Below are 14,325 nucleotides of genomic sequence, written 5' to 3'. Positions count from 1 at the left end.
CCTCAGTTCATGTACTGTCCGCCGCAAACGTCGAAGGTGCAGCCTGTAGTGAAGGTGGCTTCGTCCAGCATGAAGGAAATGGCTTTGGCGCATTCTTCCGGGGTTCCGATGCGGCCCATGGGCACCCGTTTTTCCGTGGCTTCACGGTTCGGCAGCATGCGCGTGTCTATGGGGCCGGGAGCCACGCAGTTCACCCGGATGTTTTCTCCGGCCACTTCTCTGGCCAGACCGCGGGTGAAGGCGATGATGCCCGCCTTGCTGGTGGCGTAGGCCGTCTTGGCGTGGCCGGGCTGCCCGCCGGCCAGGGAAAATCCGTTGCGTCCGGCCGTGGAGCTGACGAGCACGATGGAGCCGCCGCCATTCTTGCGCAGTTCGGGCAGCACGGCCCGACACAGCAGGAACGTGCTGGTGAGATTGTTGGTGAGAATGCGGTTCCAGAATTCCAGCGACATTTCCGCCACGGAAGGCGCGGGCGTGGGATTGACGGCGGCCGAATGCACGAGTCCGCGCAGAGAGCCGAGTTTGCAGGCTTCCTGCACGAGGTGCGCGCAGTCTTCTTCCCTGGAGAGGTCGCACTGCACGCTCGCGCCGTTGATGAAGTCGAGATCCGTCTGTGCGGGAGGCGTGCGGTTCCAGGTGGTGACGACAAGGTAGCGGGAGCTGAGCAGGCGGGCGGCGGCAAGTCCTATGCCCGTGGCGGAGCCGGTAACGATGAGAACGGGTCTGGTCATGATGTCTTCCGTGAAAAGACGGCGGAGAAGAACTCCGCCGCCGGTTTCAGATCATAGGGGGATTTACTTGAGAACGCCGATTTCCCGGTAGTACTTTGCCGCGCCGGGATGCAGGGGAACTGTGGTCTGGCAGGCGACTTCGGGAGTCATGGTGCTCCACAGCGGAACGGCGGTGGCGATGTCTTCCCTGTGCTCGATGATGGACTTGGTGAGCCGATATGCCAGGTCTTCGGACATGCCGGCGTTCACTATGATTTCCGTGTGCGAGGTGAGGCCGCGGATGCCCTTGGCTTTGCCGTTGTAGGCTTCGGGAGAGAATTCGGTTATGGTCATGCCGTAGTCGTCGGCGACCTTCTGCACCACGGCGGGATCCACGTCGAGGAAGCGGATGTCCACGGTGGACATGATGTCCGTGTACTTGTAAGCGGGCTCTTCGCCGTGATACACGTCCACGTCGATGCGACCGTCCTTCATCATGTCGATGGAGTCGGGAATGGACAGGGGGAACAGCTTGGCGCCGTTTTCCCGCAGCTGCTTCCAGCCGATGCCGTAGGCTTCAAAGATCAGGCGGGGCACCATTTCGTTGTTGCCGCCGGTGGGGTTGATGTTGATGCGTATGGGCAGCTTTTTATCTCTGATTTCTTCCATGGATTTGATACCCGACGCTTCGGACACCACAATGTGGGTGTGCGCCCTGGTGTTCATGTTGACGAGGCCGGCGATGTTGGTCTGCGGCTTTTTGAACGGAGCGATGCCCTTGACGGCCATGTATCCGTTGTTGGACTGGATGACGCCTATCTGACTCTGGTTGTTTTGCACGCGGATGACGTTGGTGAGTCCTGCCGAGGGAAACATGGAGTAGTCGATGTCGGGGTTGTCCTTCATGATGGCATTGCCCACGGCGCCCATGCCGACATAGAATACGCCGCCCTGATTGCCGGCCGCAGCGTTGATTTCAATTTTGTCGGCCGCGAGCGCGGAGGCGGAGGTGACGAGCGAAAGCAGTAAGGTCAGGGCAACGGTTCCGAACTTGGTGTGCATGACAATCTCCTTGAAGGTAATGAGGGTGGATGGAAAGCGCATCAGGCAGGAATGCTGTTCCGGCGCTTCTTCATGATCTGGAAGAGAATGACGACGGCGGCAAGGGCGATGCCGAGCAGGTCGGTGATCGATCCGGGCATGACCATGCACAGACCGCCGCCGATGAGCATGAGTCTTTCGACGATGCTCGCGGGCACGAGCAGGTATCCCTGCACGCCGCCTGCCAGAATCACCACGCCGATGATGCTGGTGACGACGGCCATGGCAATGGCGGGTCCGCTGCCCTGCGCGGCCAGTTCCGGCGCGTAGATGAACATGAAGGGAACGATGAAGGCGATGGTGCCGAGCTTGGCCGCGGTGAAGCCGGTCTTCATGGCCGGAGCTTCGGCGATGGCCGCGCCTGCGAAGGCGGCCTGACACACCGGCGGCGTGATGACGGAGAGAATGGCGAAGTAGAAGCAGAACATGTGGGCGACGATGGGCAGGCATCCGGCTTTGATGAGGGCGGGAGCGCCGAGGGTGGCCACGATGATGTAGGCGGGAGCGGTGGGCACTCCCATGCCCAGCACGAGGCAGGTGATCATGAGGCAGACGCACAACAGGAAGAGATTGTTGCCGGCAAACGAGGTGATGACGGCCATGAGCTTGTAGCCGACGCCTGTGAGGGAGATGACGCCGATGATGATGCCGGCGCAGGCGCAGCAGCTGCCGATCATGAGCACGTTTTTCGCGGAGAGTTCCAGTGCTTCGCAGAAGCTGCGGAAGGTGAAGCGGGTTTCGGAGCTGAGCAGTGCGATGAAGGGCACGGAAAGCGTGGCCGCGTTGGCGCAGAGACTGACGCTCTTGCCCATGCACATGATGGCGACGAGTATGACGATGGGAAGCAGGTAGTACAGTCTCCTGACGACGCGGGAAACGGGAGGAACGAGCGAGGCGTCGATGTAGCCGAGATTGGTTCTGACGGCCTCGAAGTGGATCATGCTCCAGAGGGAGAGGTAGTAGAGGATGGCGGGCAGCAGGGCGGCCTTGGCGACTTCGAGATAGGGCACGCCTGCGAGATCGGCCATGAGGAAGGCCGCCGCGCCCATGATGGGGGGCATGATCTGCCCGCCGGTGGAGGCCACGGCTTCCACGGCGCCCGCGAAGTGAGGCTGATAGCCGACCTTCTTCATGAGCGGAATGGTGAAGATGCCCGTGCCGTACACGTTGGCCACGGCCGAACCGGAGAAGGTACCGAACATGCCGGAAGCGAAGATGGCCACCTTGGCGGGCCCGCCCTGCGAGTTTTTGGTGAGAAGGCAGGCGATGTCCATGAAGATGTTCGTCATGTTGGAGCGTTCAAGAAACGCGCCGAACATGATGAAGCCGAAAATGGTGCCCGTGGCCACGGAGGTGGGAATACCGTACAGTCCTTCGTTGGAAAGATACATGCATTCGAGGATCATGTCCGGGGTGATGGGCATACGCTTGAGTGCGGAAGGGAGCACGTCGCCCCAGAAGGCGTAGGCGAGGAAGACGAGCGCTATGATGACCAGCGGAAAGCCCGTGGTTCGGCGCGTGGCTTCAAGAGTAAGGGCAATGGCGCAGGAGCCGAGGAAAAACGCCAGGGGCGGCACTTCTTCGGCGTAGCGCATGCGCATCATGATTTCGTCGCTGTGCAGGGTAATGTAGGCCGAAATGGCAATGGCCAGAATACACAGACAGATGTCGAGAAGCACGAGAATCACCGGCTCTTTTTTTCCTTCAACCGGCTTGAACGGAGGGTAGAGAAGGAAAATAAGCACCATGACGAAACCGAGGAAGTCGGCCCGCATGGTCGTGCCTTCCAGCACGCCGAAGGCGGTAAAGTAGATCTGGAACAGGGTGAACAGTATCGCTATGGCGGTTGCCACAGGCTTGAGAGATGCTCGTGTCAACATGGGTCCTCCCCCAGTAAAAAATGTCGATGAAAAGGATGGCATGTTTTCCTTTTCGGGAGATACTCAATATATACATGACAAGAGAAAAATTATGCTAATACCTTTATCATCTTCTCCGTATATATTTTTAATATGAATACATTATATTATTTGATATTTCAAATGGTTACCGGTGAACAACCCGGTTTTTACGGCAAAGCGGAACATGGAGGAAGCGTCAAAGGAAAAAAATAATTATTTATTTTTCAATGGGTTGAACAAGGCTGCGGGGGAGGGAAGTCAAAGAAAACGGGTTTTCGATATGGCAGACATATTAAAAATATCTGCCGCCTGAACGGGGGCTGTTCGAGCGGCGCATAACGGGCTTTCGTCATCGTTATGTCGAAAAGACGATCAACGCTCCGAGAGGGGGAGAAGCTGAAATAACGAACAGACAGGGGGGAAAGTATAAATTTAAAAAATCACTGTTAATGGTAAAATGTTCTTGTTTTTATATGGATTCGTATTCTGATTATTCAAAATATGTATGCATTTTTTATAAATATGTATTGCTGAATGCGGATGTTATGAAGTTTTATTATGAAATATTATAAATATGCCCATAATGATACAAAAATGAATCAGACGCGATGTGTTGACAAAAATCATCTTCCGGGAGTCTAGTAAGATGAAGGCTGTCATATGCGGAACTGCGGTTCTGTATTTCTGTTCATGTTGAACTAAGGAGTTCTTGTATGTTTCTCCGTCTGCTGGCCTGTGCTGCACTGGCGTTGCAGCTGGCATTCTTCCCTGTTTCCGGTTTTTCTCCCGCGCTTGCCGCCGATCAGAGCGAGCGCGCCTACGACTACGCCGTGCTTCCTCTGGAGCGCAACGGCTACAAGCTGCATTTTGACTGCATGAAGCGCGCGGGCTCTTCGCCGAAAAAGAATATTCTGCTCGTCCACGGACTGACCTATTCTTCGCATGAATTCGACGTGAATTACGGCGATTACAGCCTGGCCCGTTTCCTTGCCGATCAGGGCTATGCCGTGTGGCGTCTGGACGTGGCCGGATACGGCCAGTCGCAGGCGGTGGAAGACGGATTCCTGCCCAATTCGGACTATGCCGCGGAAGACGTGGCGGCCGCAGCCGAGGCGGTGGTGAAGCAGAGCGGACAGAAGAAGATAGACGTGCTCGGCTGGAGCTGGGGCACGGTGACCAGCAGTCGTTTTGTGGCAAAGCATCCCGACATGGTTCGTCGTCTTGTGCTGTACGCGCCCATTCTGAGCGGACTCGGCGCGGGCAACGTGACTTCGCCGTTCAACAACAACACCTGGATACACGCCGCGGGCGACTTTCAGATGACCGACAAGGGCGACATCGATTACAGCCTCGTGGAACCTGCGGTGGTGGCGGAATTTCAGTCCAACTGCTGGCGCTACGACGGCAGCAGCAGCCCCAACGGCGGCCGCCGCGATCTCGTTTCGGATCCGTCCAATCTGCTCATTTTCCCGGAACAGCTGAAGGTTCCGACGTTCGTCATTGCGGGCGACAAGGATCCGTACATCAACAAGACTCTGTTCCACGCCCTTCAGCCGAAGCTCCCCGCGGGCTCTGAAGTGGTGGAAATCAAGGGCGCTGCCCATGCCATGATGATGGAAAAGCCGTTCTACAAGGATTTCCGCAACAAGGTCATGGCCTTCCTCAATAAGAACTGATGCGGAAGCGGCAATAAAAAACGATGCGGGAGCGGCCCGGATCTTCCCGAGTCGTTCCTGCCGGAGCCGATATTCCGGCAAACAAAAGGCGGATGGACGCAGGTCGTTCATCCGCCTTTTGCTTGTGATATTCAAGAAGACATACGGCATGTCATGCCGTGGGATTCCAGGAATTGCCGCCGCAAGCACAAACGAAATGCCCCTTGGAGACACTCAGGCAAGCATCATCTCCTCACGTTTCCCTTGGAGTCCGGTCGGCATTGACATTAATCTTTACCGTGTGCTGTCGCCGCCTTTTCAGGCAGTCGGCGTTTTTTTCTGTTTCATAGGCACATTCTCCTCTGCTTCAGTACCTCTGCGATATCATGGATGGCGTGGCGACCATGAGTCATATCATATTGATTCTATCCAGCGCTTTCACAAGAGCTGTTTTGTATCGGACTTTTGTCTCGCGAGTATCAACAGCAAGATCTGCCCGTCGGCTTCGTGGCTCAGGTAAACCATCATGATTTCGGATGTTCAGGGGAAGTTTTGCCTTATAGATGAGTTCAACGCGATAATCCTATTTATATATTATATTGTTTTAGCTTTTTTCCTATAGTGACATGACTTACTTTGAGAACTTTTGCCATTTCCCGTGTTGTTTTGTATTTTTTCTTTGCAAGAATAAGCAAATTACGCTCTGTCAATTCTACGGCATCTTTTAAAGGAATGAGTTCATCATCTTCTTTGCGATGAACAACATTAAACTGATGCGGAAGAAACTGCTCCGTTATCGTATTAGATGGACAGAGAATAACAAGTCTCTCAATAAGATAGGAAAGCTCTCTCGTGTTTCCTGGATAACTGTATTCTTCAAGGTATTTCATGAGACCGGCACTTAGTATTTTGCTGGTGGAATATTTTGCATTGAAAATCTGAAGAAAGTATGTGAGCAGCAGACGAATGTCATCCGGCCTGTCGCGCAGCGGAGGAATGGTTATGGTGATTCCGTTCAGCCTGTGAAACAGATCTTCCCGAAACTCCTTCGTTTCCAGCATGCTTTCCAGATTTTTGTTGGAGGCGGCGATGATGCGAACGTTCACCTTTATTTCCCGCGTACCTCCTATCCGCTTTATGGTGTTGGTTTGCAGCGTGCGCAAAAGTTTGGCCTGCATGAACAGCGGGAGCTCGCCTATCTCATCCAGAAAGAGCGTGCCGTTGTCGGCCAGTTCAAAAATTCCCGGCTTCTTATTATACGCTCCGGTAAACGCTCCCTTTTCGTAGCCGAAGAATTCCGCTTCACAGAGTGTGGGCGGAATGGCTCCGCAATTGATGACCGTGAGACCATTGGCCGAGCGGAGACTCATCTGATGAATATATTCCGCAAGATCGCTTTTTCCTACTCCGGTCTCTCCGTAAATGATGATCGGCAAATTCGTTTTTGCAACCTTTCTGCTGATACTTATGACATCCTGCATCGCCTTGCTTACATAAATAAAATTTTTCTGATTATTCTGCATTTTGACATCAACAGTATTTTCCTCATCAGTATCTAAACTTTCCTCCAGATGTTTTTTTCTTGCCTCCATAAGTTCAGAAAGATCTATGGTCGTGGAGACTACACGGGCGATATGGCCCTTTTCGTCAATGACAGGAGAAGCTATCGATATGAGGTGCTTTCCATATTTTGTAATATATTCTGACACTTCACGTTTTTTATATAAAAAAGCGTCATAGGCCGCCTTTCCGTAAAAGAAGCCGTTATTTTTTAAATCCATCCATGTCTGCCCCAGCTGATCTTCCGACAAATTGAGCATGGAATAAACCGTGCTGTTGCCGTACTCAAAACGCTGTTCCCTATTATAGACACTCACGCCTACATTGAGACGGTTCAAAATATCGATCAAGAGATCGGCATCATATTCCGACATCATCCCCTCCGGTAAGAAAAGTTACCAGTTTTGACCACTATGCACCTGCATGCGTTGCTTTGGTAAGAATTATTACCATATTTTGGTAATAAAAACTACCAAAAAATAGCAAAATATATTCTTAAAATTATATTAATTAATTGAAATAATTAATAATTAAAAAAATGGCATGATTCTTGCTCAATAAAAGGCATGAAATCACTGAGCTCCCTGCTTCTCAGGCAGGTTGTTCAGAAATCCATCATGCAACGCACAGCAAAACAGGAGCATATTCTATGTTGAAGCAAGCTGGAATCGCTGCCTTATCGTTACTTTTGGGTATTGCCATTTCCATACCTCAGGCTTATTCCGCCCCAATCGAGATAAAAATTGCTTCTGGAAGCAACGAAGGTATGCCATATCATCTTGCCTTCAACGATATGGTTGAATTTATCAATACCTCATCCAACGGAAAATATCATGCCACTGTTTACCCTCAGTATAAGCTTGGAAATACCAGCACCGTCGTACAGGGTCTGCAGACTTCCATGATTCACTTCGTACATGACAGTACGAGCAATCTGTCCACGTTCACCAAGGTTCTTGGTCTGTTCGACTATCCGTACGTTTTTTACAACGAAAAGCAGGTAGCGCGTATCTTCAACAGCGCCTATACCGACAGCCTGTTGAAAAGATTCAACAGTAAAACGCTGACCTATCTCGGTGTTGCCGACAACTCGTTCCGAAATATTCTGACGACGAAGCCTGTACGCCATCTCTCCGATGTGCAGTCCATGAAAATTCGGTGTACGCAGAGCAAAATCCACATTGAGGCGCTGAAAAGTCTGGGCATCGCCGCAACGCCCATGCCTTTTTCCGAAGTCTATACGGGACTCCAGCAGGGAGTCGTGGATGGTCTCGATCTTGACTATTCCTATGCGGCATCCATGCGGCTTTATGAAGTCACTCCGTACATCTTTGAATCCCGTCACCTGTACTCTCCGCAGCTTATTGTGACAGGTACAAGATGGTGGAACAAACTTTCTGCTGAAGACAGAGCCCTGTTCACCAAAGCCGTGCAGCTCTGGCAGAAACGCTGTTCCGAACTCGTTGCCGAAGAAACTCTCCGCTGCAAAAAAATATGTGAAGACGCAGGCAACACCATTGTTGCTCCCGACGAAAAAGAGCTCAAACTTTGGCACGATGCGGCCAAGACAAGTTTGACGACAATGTCTGACGCACAGAAGGCCCTTTACGGCGACATTCAGAAAGAACTGAGCGCTGCCGGCCTGCTCTGATACCTCTGGGGGAGGGGCTGGTCATCTGAGAGCTTCTCCCTCCATGGAGAGACTATGAAAGAAAAAAATATCTTTTTTCTGCTCAATGAAGTGTGCTCAACCGTCGGTTCCATCTTTTTTCTGCTGATGACAGTCATCTGCGTCGCACAGGTCATTGCCCGATACTGTTTTCACAGTGCCATGGCCTGGCCGGAAGAAGCTTCCAGATTCCTCTTTATCTGGCTCTCCTATCTTGGTGTGGCGTACAGCACTTACAGCAGAGATCATCTTAAAGTCGATATCATTTTTTCTGTAGTCAATCGCAAAGTTAAAAATATTCTTCTTATATCTGGCGAAATTGTCACCTTGGTGTTCATGCTTTTCCTTGCCTACTATGGAATAGTCATGCTCGAGATTGTTGTAGAATCAGAAGAAACGGCTTTGTCTTTGCCTGTACCGTTATGGATAATATGGTTTTCCATTCCTTTTACATTCATATTGTCTGGAATATATTGCATGAATAACATTTATAACTATATTTACAAAAAGGAAAATTAGCCATGGATATAGTACTCATTTCTGTATTTTCCACGCTGATTATTCTTCTTGCTCTGGCTGTTCCCATTGGTGTTTCTCTCGGCATTGCCGCTCTGGTAGGCATGTACATGGGAAATATGGACTTCACCATGTTCATACAGCGTCTGTACAGCACCTTTGATTCCTTTCCTCTGCTCGCTGTTCCATTCTTTGTCCTGGCCGGGGATATCATGCAGCAGGGCACCATTGCCGGAAGTCTTCTGAACTTCTGCCGCACCCTTACCGGACATCTCACCGGAGCGCTCAGCCATGTATCCGTGCTCACCTGCCTCTTCTACGGAGCGCTTTCCGGTTCCGCTCCGGCGACCACGGCAGCCGTCGGCGGCATCATGATTCCCGCCATGGAAAAGGATAACTATCCGAAATCCTATGCAACAGCTCTTAATGCGGCGGGCGGTTGCCTCGGTGTGCTCATTCCGCCCAGCGTTCCGCTTATTCTGTACGGATCATCCGTCGGCTGTTCCATTTCCGATCTGTTTCTTGCGGGCATCATTCCCGGTCTGGTGGTCGGCAGCATCTTCATGGTGCTCTGCTATGTAACCGCAAAAAAAAGAAAGTACGGCGTCGTGCATCCCAAAACCAGCGCCAGGGAACGCTTTCAGGCTCTTTGGGAGGCTCGCTGGGCCCTGATGGTGCCCGTCATCGTGCTGGGCGGCATTTACGGAGGCATCGTCACTCCCACGGAAGCCGGAGCCCTCGCCGTAGTTTACGCCCTGTTTGTCGAATGCTTCATCACGAAGTCCATGACGCCGACCCTGCTTCGGAGCATCCTGTTCACCTCGCTGAAAACTACGGGAACCATCTTCTTCGTTGTTGCCACCGCCAATGCCCTGAGCATCGTGCTTGTGTACTTCAATGCCCACGAAATGCTGTGCAACCTCATTACCGCCATAAGCTCCACGAAGGTCGGCATCATTCTCACCCTGGCCGTCGTGTTCATGGTTCTCGGCACATTCGTTGAGGTTTCCATAGTCATTCTGGTGCTCAGCCCCATGCTTATGCCCCTTCTGGACATCATTCAGATGAATCAGGTTCAGTTCGGTCTGTTCATGCTGGTCATTCTGGCTACCGGATTCCTGACCCCTCCTGTGGGACTGAATCTGTTCGTCGCCGCTGGGCTGTCGGATCTTCCCGTCTCCATCATCGCTGCCAGATGTATTCCCTACTGCATCATCATGCTTGTCGTCGGCCTTGCCATCGGATTTATTCCCCAGTTGACGCTCTTTCTTCTGTAGTTGCGACATCATTTCAACATCAACGGCACCACATTGAAATAATTGTTATTTCAATTGTTTTCAAAAACACCTTAAACTGTAGAGGTTCATTATGAGTTACGTTATCGACTGCCGCATTCGTCCTCCGTACAAGAGCTTTCTTACGGCCGGTATTTTCAAGGGCTGGGATCCCATTTCCGCCGAAAGCATTACGGCTCCGCAGTGGTTCCGCAAGGCCGTTCCTTCGCAGCGACATGGCTCCATGGACGAATTCCTGCACGAAATGGATGACGCCGGCATCGTGAAGGCCGTGGTCATGGGGCGCCGCACGAATGATACCGGCATCTGCTCCGGTCAGATCGACAACGCCGAAGTACATGACATCGTTGAACAGTATCCCGATCGCTTCATTGGCTTTGCCGGCATCAACCCTCTGGAGGAAGGCTGTCTCGACGATATTCGCCGCTGCCACGCCTGGGGCTTCAAGGGCATCAGCGTCGAGCCCGGCATGTTGAATCCCAGCGTGTTCAGCGACGACAAGCGTCTTTATCCCGTGTATGAGCTCGTCAATGAACTCGGCATGGTGCTGACCCTCAACATCAGCTGCTTTGTCGGTCCCGACATCTCCTACGCCAATCCTGTACATGTTCAGCATGTGGCGCAGGCCTTCCCCAATCTGAAAATCCTCGTCAGCCACGCCGCCTGGCCGGACTTTGACCGCATGCTTGCCGTCTGCCTGCTGCATCCCAATGTCTATCTGGCCCCTGACTATTATTTCTACAGCCGCAACATGCCCTTTGCCGATCAGCTTGTCCGCGCGGGCAACAGCTGGATGCGTCACCGCATCGTCTTCAACAGCAGCTACCCGGTCTGCGGTCTGAAGCAGGCCGTCGAACAGTGGGCGGGAAGCGGCCTTGATGACGACGCCATCACCCGCCAGCTTTACTGGAACGCCAAGACTCTCCTCGGACTCTAACCTATTCCTGAAGGCTGCCCCGCGGAGCCTTTCCCGGGGCAGCGCACTTCTTTTCATCCGCCTGACTACAGGAAGGAACATCATGCTGAATCATCTTTTTTCTCCTTTCACGCTCCGCGGAAAAACCATCAAGAATCGCTGCACGGTCACCGCCATGGTGACAAATTTCTGCACTACCGACGGCAAGGCCACGGAACGTTTCATAAAGTACCATGAAACAAAAGCGGAAGGCGGCTGGGGCCTCATCATCACGGAAGACTACGTCGTCGAGCCTACGGGACGCGGATTCAGCAATGTGGCCGGCCTCTGGTGCGATGAACAGATCCCGGGACACTCGGAGCTCACCAGAAGAGTTCATGCCCACGGATCAACCATTCTTGCTCAGATATATCACTGCGGCAGACAGACGAATCACAATGTCATCGGCCGGGCGCCGTACGCCCCTTCGGCCATTCCCTGTCCGTTCAGTCCCGACATGCCCGAAGAGCTTTCCGTGGAAAAAATCCATGCTCTCATAGAAGATTTCGGAGACTGCGCGCTTCGCGCCAAGAAATGCGGCTTCGACGGCGTGGAAATTCATGGCGGTCACGGCTATCTCATCGCAGAATTCATGTCGCCCTATGCGAACAAAAGAAGTGATGAATTCGGGGGAGATCTTGCCTCCCGTCTTCGTTTTCCCGTGGAAGTCATCAAAAACATCCGCAAGAAGTGCGGCGACGACTTCATCATAGGATTCCGTATTTCCGCCGATGAATACATAGACGGCGGCCGGACGCTCGCCGACACGCTGGTCATCGTGCCCGTACTGGAAGAGGCGGGCATCGACATCATTCATGTTTCCGCCGGATGCTACGCTTCCTGCGACGCCATTGTGCCGCCTGCCCATACGGCTCACGCCTGGACCTGTCATATGGCGGAGGCGGTAAAGCGCATCTGTTCCATTCCCGTCATCACGGTCGGACGAGTCAACGATCCGCGCATTGCCGACATGCTCATCAAGACAGGCAAAGCGGACTTCGTCGGCATGGGACGCGCCTCGCTTGTCGATCCCGCAATGCCGAAGAAGGCGCAGGAAGGCCGATTTGAAGACATTCGTCATTGCATAGCCTGCAATTTCGGCTGCCTGGGCCTGCTGTTCGAGGACAAGCCCATCAGCTGTGTGCTGAACCCGACTCTGGGCCGGGAAGCAGAATGCGAAATAAAGAAAGCCGTCAAGGCAAAGAAGGTCGTTGTGGTCGGAGCCGGGCCCGCCGGTCTGGAGGCAGCCATAGCCGCGGCCAAAGCCGGTCATCACGTCGAGGTGCTGGAAAAGAGCTCCCGCCCGGGAGGACAGTTCCGTCTGGCGGCGGTGCCTCCCTGCAAGGGGGAAATTGCCGACTTCATTGCCTGGCAGACCACGCAGTTGAAGAAGCTCGGGGTTTCCATATGGTACAATACGGAAGCGAACCTCGATATGATGAAAAAAATGGCGCCGGACGTGGTGATCATCGCCACCGGAGCAACACCGGCCATGCCTCCGGTTCCGGGCATCGATCTTCCTCATGTGGTCACGGCGCATGATGTCCTCTCTGGAGCGGTCAACGTTGGTCTGCGCAACGTCGTCATCGGCGGCGGACTGGTCGGAGCGGAAACGGCTCACCATCTGGCCGTGCAGCTCAAGCAGGTCACGCTGGTGGAAATGCTTTCCGAAATTGCCGCCGGAGAAGCGCTTGCCCCCAAGTGGCATCTGATGCGGGCCCTGGAAAAGTATCACGTCCGTATATTGACGGAGACCAAGGTAAAGCAGATCACCGAGCAACACGTCACTGTGGAACATCAAAATCAGACGCTGACGATTCCCGCCGACACGGTCGTTGTTGCCACGGGCTCCAGACCCGAGCACGCTCTCGCCGACGAACTTGTCTCTGCCGGATTTGACGTGCATGTCATCGGAGACGCCCGAAAGGTCGGCCTCGTTATGGACGCAACTTCTCAGGGCTTTGCCGTGGGCAGCAGTCTGTAGCTGTTTTTCGTTTGGAGCATAGGTCGGCATTGCAGTCATAAACAGCAGGCACGCTGTTCAGCAATATACGGACATGCTGATTACTTCTTAAATGCCTTAAAGGCGTCGACTTGGATTGCTGGTCGACGCCTTATTAGTTGAAATAATAAATTGCAACAGTATTTGTGTGGGAGTATAAATTAATGATAATAATATATTATAACGTTAATTTTATATGCATAACATAGTATTGGTGCTGCGGATAAGATATCCGAGGAAGAGGTTCAATCAGGATTCTTCCTGCTTCATGATGTATTCATCAACAGTGATGACAAAAGACGTGGATCGGAAATGACGGCAGTCCTCGAGCATGAGTTTTCTCGAATCCTTCATGCTGAAATGGCCGAAGCGGAAAGCGTCTTCGTTCCAGTAGGTGAGGATGGGAAATCCGTCCAGAGGGATGGAGTTTTCCGTCAGAAGCTCGTCGATGTGGTTTTGGGAATAGGACGCCATGCCGCTGTGATGGCGGAAACAGAAGGCGGGGTGGCGCTCCAGCCAGTAGGTCATGGCCTCTTCATGCGTCACGCCTTCAGGTTTGGTCAGCATGGCGATGCGTTTGATTTCAGGCGTCCGCATGCCGACGGGTCTGTCGGTATGCAGTTCCCGTATCATGTATTCCGTCACCCGATAGGCTCCGAGAATGCGCGCCTCCTCGTACAGATGCCGGATGGCGTTCCAGTCCGGCCCCTTGATCTCGTCCACGGCTGCAACGCCGTAGGGATCATCGCCGTTGGTCTCCTGAGTGAGGCAGTTCAACGTCTGTTCGGAAAGCATGTTGGCCCGGTATTCCCGCATGTCGGGAAGAGACGCAAGATCCTTCACGTGGCGTTCCAGGTACCAGCGTTTCAGGGGCGTGCCGGAGGTCTTTCCGATAAGGACGATGATTTTGTTTTTGCAGCAGGGATACTGGTAGAGGGGCATGCCGATTCCTCAAGGATCT

Annotated in this window: 11 protein-coding genes; 6 read left to right on the top strand and 5 right to left on the bottom strand. The window is 53.0% G+C overall.

The window, feature by feature from the left end; translation table 11 throughout:
• Nucleotides 1-2: 2 nt before the first annotated feature.
• The 3 genes from Q0K02_RS08340 to Q0K02_RS08330 all read right to left on the bottom strand — a co-directional run bounded on the left by Q0K02_RS08340 (nt 3) and on the right by Q0K02_RS08330 (nt 3,691).
• Nucleotides 3-731 carry an SDR family NAD(P)-dependent oxidoreductase gene (locus tag Q0K02_RS08340; RefSeq protein WP_294487310.1) on the bottom strand — a complete coding sequence of 243 codons (729 nt, stop codon included), beginning with the start codon at nt 729-731 and terminating at the stop codon, nt 3-5.
• Nucleotides 732-794: 63 nt separating this feature from the next.
• Nucleotides 795-1,772, bottom strand: coding sequence for a TAXI family TRAP transporter solute-binding subunit (locus Q0K02_RS08335; RefSeq protein WP_294487308.1), 978 nt, complete (start codon nt 1,770-1,772; stop codon nt 795-797).
• Nucleotides 1,773-1,813: 41 nt separating this feature from the next.
• Nucleotides 1,814-3,691, bottom strand: a complete 1,878-nt coding sequence (locus tag Q0K02_RS08330; RefSeq protein ID WP_294487306.1) for a TRAP transporter permease — start codon at nt 3,689-3,691, stop codon at nt 1,814-1,816.
• A 734-nt stretch (nt 3,692-4,425) separates the two neighbouring features.
• Here Q0K02_RS08330 and Q0K02_RS08325 point away from each other — a divergent pair.
• Nucleotides 4,426-5,388: an alpha/beta hydrolase gene (locus Q0K02_RS08325; RefSeq protein ID WP_294487303.1), complete on the top strand. Its 963-nt coding sequence runs from the start codon at nt 4,426-4,428 to the stop codon at nt 5,386-5,388.
• A 566-nt stretch (nt 5,389-5,954) separates the two neighbouring features.
• On the opposite strand, the gene Q0K02_RS08320 is transcribed toward Q0K02_RS08325, so the two are convergent.
• Entirely contained in the window at nt 5,955-7,301 is a 1,347-nt protein-coding gene (locus Q0K02_RS08320) for a sigma 54-interacting transcriptional regulator (protein WP_294487301.1), read from the bottom strand.
• A gap of 275 nt (nt 7,302-7,576) precedes the next feature.
• On the opposite strand from Q0K02_RS08320, the gene Q0K02_RS08315 reads away from it, so the two are divergent.
• The 5 genes from Q0K02_RS08315 to Q0K02_RS08295 all read left to right on the top strand — a co-directional run bounded on the left by Q0K02_RS08315 (nt 7,577) and on the right by Q0K02_RS08295 (nt 13,346).
• A complete protein-coding gene (locus Q0K02_RS08315; protein WP_294487298.1) occupies nt 7,577-8,578 on the top strand; it encodes a TRAP transporter substrate-binding protein in 1,002 nt (333 codons plus the stop codon).
• Nucleotides 8,579-8,632: 54 nt separating this feature from the next.
• Nucleotides 8,633-9,115, top strand: a complete 483-nt coding sequence (locus Q0K02_RS08310; RefSeq protein ID WP_294487295.1) for a TRAP transporter small permease — start codon at nt 8,633-8,635, stop codon at nt 9,113-9,115.
• A gap of 2 nt (nt 9,116-9,117) precedes the next feature.
• Nucleotides 9,118-10,389, top strand: coding sequence for a TRAP transporter large permease (locus Q0K02_RS08305; protein ID WP_294487294.1), 1,272 nt, complete (start codon nt 9,118-9,120; stop codon nt 10,387-10,389).
• Nucleotides 10,390-10,480: 91 nt separating this feature from the next.
• Nucleotides 10,481-11,344 (top strand): amidohydrolase family protein, encoded by an 864-nt coding sequence (locus Q0K02_RS08300; protein ID WP_294487291.1) that lies wholly within the window; start codon nt 10,481-10,483, stop codon nt 11,342-11,344.
• Nucleotides 11,345-11,426: 82 nt separating this feature from the next.
• On the top strand, nt 11,427-13,346 hold the full coding sequence (locus Q0K02_RS08295; RefSeq protein ID WP_294487288.1) for an FAD-dependent oxidoreductase: 1,920 nt from the start codon (nt 11,427-11,429) through the stop codon (nt 13,344-13,346).
• 267 nt (nt 13,347-13,613) lie between these two features.
• Here Q0K02_RS08295 and Q0K02_RS08290 read toward each other — a convergent pair whose 3' ends face one another.
• Nucleotides 13,614-14,306: a hypothetical protein gene (locus Q0K02_RS08290; RefSeq protein ID WP_294487286.1), complete on the bottom strand. Its 693-nt coding sequence runs from the start codon at nt 14,304-14,306 to the stop codon at nt 13,614-13,616.
• Between the last annotated feature and the right edge of the window lie 19 nt (nt 14,307-14,325).

Origin of the sequence: uncultured Mailhella sp., from assembly GCF_944324995.1 — a bacterium.
Taxonomy (GTDB): domain Bacteria; phylum Desulfobacterota; class Desulfovibrionia; order Desulfovibrionales; family Desulfovibrionaceae; genus Mailhella.
This window is presented reverse-complemented; position numbering and strand designations above follow the sequence as displayed.

Coding starts and splice junctions, on each gene's coding strand:
- Q0K02_RS08340 (WP_294487310.1), bottom strand. CDS start 731: ATGACCAGACCCGTTCTCATCGTTACCGGCTCCGCCACGGGCATAGGA.
- Q0K02_RS08335 (WP_294487308.1), bottom strand. CDS start 1,772: ATGCACACCAAGTTCGGAACCGTTGCCCTGACCTTACTGCTTTCGCTC.
- Q0K02_RS08330 (WP_294487306.1), bottom strand. CDS start 3,691: ATGTTGACACGAGCATCTCTCAAGCCTGTGGCAACCGCCATAGCGATA.
- Q0K02_RS08325 (WP_294487303.1), top strand. CDS start 4,426: ATGTTTCTCCGTCTGCTGGCCTGTGCTGCACTGGCGTTGCAGCTGGCA.
- Q0K02_RS08320 (WP_294487301.1), bottom strand. CDS start 7,301: ATGTCGGAATATGATGCCGATCTCTTGATCGATATTTTGAACCGTCTC.
- Q0K02_RS08315 (WP_294487298.1), top strand. CDS start 7,577: ATGTTGAAGCAAGCTGGAATCGCTGCCTTATCGTTACTTTTGGGTATT.
- Q0K02_RS08310 (WP_294487295.1), top strand. CDS start 8,633: ATGAAAGAAAAAAATATCTTTTTTCTGCTCAATGAAGTGTGCTCAACC.
- Q0K02_RS08305 (WP_294487294.1), top strand. CDS start 9,118: ATGGATATAGTACTCATTTCTGTATTTTCCACGCTGATTATTCTTCTT.
- Q0K02_RS08300 (WP_294487291.1), top strand. CDS start 10,481: ATGAGTTACGTTATCGACTGCCGCATTCGTCCTCCGTACAAGAGCTTT.
- Q0K02_RS08295 (WP_294487288.1), top strand. CDS start 11,427: ATGCTGAATCATCTTTTTTCTCCTTTCACGCTCCGCGGAAAAACCATC.
- Q0K02_RS08290 (WP_294487286.1), bottom strand. CDS start 14,306: ATGCCCCTCTACCAGTATCCCTGCTGCAAAAACAAAATCATCGTCCTT.